Source organism: Thalassotalea sp. G20_0 (assembly GCF_017744175.1).
Classification (GTDB): domain Bacteria; phylum Pseudomonadota; class Gammaproteobacteria; order Pseudomonadales; family Endozoicomonadaceae; genus Endozoicomonas.
On sequence record NZ_JAGHQV010000165.1, the window covers coordinates 1 to 1,959 of the forward strand.

A 1,959-nucleotide genomic window follows, 5' to 3' on the forward strand; every position below is an offset into this window, starting at 1 on the left:
GGCGCTTTGCCCAGCACCATGTTAATTTCCATATCCGGTGATCGACATAACTGAATGTCCGCTTGCTGTTACCATGCCGATAGTAGTTACTCCAACCTCCAATAATGGGGTTCAGAATATTAATCAGCGTAGTTTGCGTGGCCTGCTTATATTTCGAGACAAGATCCTTTATCCGTTTAATATGAGCTTTAACGTTGGCCTTCGCCGGGCGGACAAGTACAATCTTCCCACTGTATCGTTTGATAGTGAAACCCAGAAAGTCAAAACCCTTATCTACATGAACAACACTGGTTTTAGCTTTGCTTAGTTGCAGTCCTTTTGTTGCCAGAAACTGCTCAAGCCTTGGGATCACATACTCACTGATCACTTCACTCGAGGGCGCTGTGATGACAAAGTCATCGGCATAGCGAATCAGGCTAATGCCTTTGTTATCTCCTCGGCGGACAGACGGACACAGTTGTCGGCCGCTTGCGCTGGTACAGCCAAATAGCCTTTCCAGACCATCCAGAGCAATGTTTGCCAACAGTGGAGAGATAATCCCACCCTGTGGCGTACCTGCTTCCGTTGGTTGCATGTGACTCCATTCAATAACACCAGACTTTAACCACCGACGTATCGTCGCAGCAAACACCGGCGTTCGATCCAGTATCGCTTCATGCTTAATGTTATCGAAACAACCGGAGATGTCCGCATCAAGCACCCACTTGCTGCTATTCTTTCCCCGCAGCGTATGAGCAATGGCAGTGATGGCATCCATGCAGCATCGTCCCGGTCGAAAGCCATAGGAATTAACCTCGAAACGGCTTTCCCATTCTGGTTCCATGGACAACTTCACCAGTGCCTGCATGACTCGATCTTTAACAGTGGGAATTCCAAGAGGGCGTTGCTTGCCATTGGCTTTGGGAATGTATACCCGTCGCACCGGCTTGGGTTTATACCCTCTCAGTGTCAATCCTTCTTTGAGCAACGCCAGACGTTTTGCCGGTGTATCGCATACTACCCCGTCAATGCCCGGCGTTTTCTTGCCGCGATTTTCCATAGTTACCTGCCGTATAGACAGGAACTTCGCAGCCAGTGAACGAACCAGCAGCTTCTGAAGGCTTTTTACCTTCTTCCACTGGCGGTTCTCTGCCGCACGATAGATACGGCCTTGCAGCCGACGAACACTGGCTTCGACTTTTGACCAGTTAATTCCCGGCCAGCCAGAGTGCTGGTGTCCTGTGGTCGGTTCAATGACTAGCATTGTCTAACCCTCTCCACAGACAAACGTCATAGCAGAGCTTGTCTATCGTTAAGACCAGTCGGAAGTGGGCACCCTTTCGGATTGGGTCAAAGTTCGAAACCCTATCTGCCTCATTACAAGACAGCGTTCGCTTTTTCCGACCTCCTCTACCCTCTCCACCATCCCCTTTCCTTGCGGTCAGGATACCTTCTACGAAGGAATGAATAGGGTTTACCCAGTTGATAAGCTTGAGTCAAATGAACCGGGGAGGGTGGAGTCTTTACTCCGGCAGGCGTTACGACATCGTCAGATTTAGCGCGTCCAAACTCTGATCCTGCCTGCATCCCTTTTGGGCTCTGCCTGTCAGTCTCTTTGGCAGATTGGCGGTGACGAAGCTTTAAACCCTTCACTTACGTTCACCCGTCCGGTTCGCTCCTGGCCTGCCACCGGTTGAGACTGCCAGCTTAAAGGCTTTGTCCCCGAAGCTTCACACCTTGGATTACTCCGCAGCATGTCCGGGTAGGAGCATCTGGATGTACAGAAGTCCGAATCACAAATTGTGTCGGCACCTCAAACTTACCCTTGTGAATCGGGATTATATGCGACCCCCGATTCTCTGGTCGCACGCACGCTACCGCCCGTCACTTGTACTTCTGCCTTTGACAGGCATCCGGGAGCAGATTATGAAACAGCTCAACAGCAATTTTCAGGTTATTTTTTAATCGATACATTAGCCG

The 1,959-nt window shown here is 50.3% G+C and carries 2 protein-coding genes; both read right to left on the reverse strand.

From position 1 onward, the window contains the following. Positions 1 to 1,243, reverse strand: a 1,243-nt coding sequence (ltrA, locus tag J7438_RS25255; protein WP_209278808.1) for a group II intron reverse transcriptase/maturase, incomplete at its 3' end; no start/stop codon positions are given. A 146-nt stretch (positions 1,244 to 1,389) separates the two neighbouring features. After that, on the reverse strand, positions 1,390 to 1,632 hold the full coding sequence (locus J7438_RS25260; RefSeq protein ID WP_209278809.1) for a hypothetical protein: 243 nt from the start codon (positions 1,630 to 1,632) through the stop codon (positions 1,390 to 1,392). Between the last annotated feature and the right edge of the window lie 327 nt (positions 1,633 to 1,959).